Raw genomic sequence first — 1,010 nt, 5'->3', positions numbered from 1 at the left:
GGAAGAGCAGATGCTCTTGCACTGCGCGCACGCCCGGTACGTCTGGAACCTGGCCGTCGAGCAGCATTCGCACTGGCGGAAGCACAAGGCGCACTGCCGGCCCGACGGCAAGCAGCGCAGCGCTCCCGGCTTCGCGGAGCAGTGCCGCCAGCTCACCGAAGCCCGGCGCGAGAACGAGTGGCTGGGCAACGGCAACGCCGACGTGCAGCAGCAGGCACTCAAGGACTTCAGCCAGGCCGTCACCATGAAGATCACCGCCGGGTTCGGTCAGCCGGCCTGGCGAAAGCGGTACCAGCACGAGGGCTTCCGCGTCATCGGCACGGACCGCGTGCCCGAGCACCAGGCCGACGGCACCGCGAAGGTCAACGCGAAGACCGGCAAGCAGGTCATGGCCCGCTCCGTGGCCGTGCAGAAGCTCAACCGCCGGTGGGCACAGGTCAAGGTCCCCGGCTGCGGCTGGGTCCGCTTCCGCCTCAGCGCCGGCGGCAAGGGCGCACAGCTGCCCGACGCCAGGACGTTCCGCGTCACCTTCAAGAACGGCCAGTGGCACGCCGCGTTCGCAGTCATCCCCGACCCGGCCCCGGCCCCATGCACGGGCGAGATCATCGGCGTAGACCGCGGCGTCACCATCACCGCGGCGCTCTCCGACGGCCGGACCCTGAACTGCCCGCAGCTCACCACCCGTGAGCAAGCCCGGATCCGCAAGCACCAGCGGCGCGCAGCACGCGCTCCCAAGGACACCCCGCAGAAGACCGCCGAGTACGCGAAGGTCGCACGCCTCAAGGCACGTGAGGCGAACCGGCGCAAGGACTGGTGCGAGAAGACCAGCACCGACCTCGCCCGGACCTACGACGCGATCCGCTTCGAGCGGCTGAACATCAAGAACATGACTGCCAGGGCCAAGGCGAAGCCCGACCCTGAGCAGCCCGGCACGTTCCTCAGGAACGGCCGCGCCGCCAAGGCCGGGCTCAGCCGGGCGATCCTCGCCCAGGGCTGGGGTCTCCTGCGCC

1 protein-coding gene is annotated in these 1,010 nt (G+C 70.2%); it reads left to right on the top strand.

Annotated elements, in window-relative coordinates:
* Positions 1-10: 10 nt before the first annotated feature.
* On the top strand, positions 11-1,010 hold a 1,000-nt coding region (locus ACIPXC_RS35070), incomplete at its 3' end, for an RNA-guided endonuclease InsQ/TnpB family protein (RefSeq protein ID WP_401626571.1).

Source organism: Streptomyces sp. NPDC090021 (genome assembly GCF_044748225.1).
Classification (GTDB): domain Bacteria; phylum Actinomycetota; class Actinomycetes; order Streptomycetales; family Streptomycetaceae; genus Streptomyces.
This window is presented reverse-complemented; position numbering and strand designations above follow the sequence as displayed.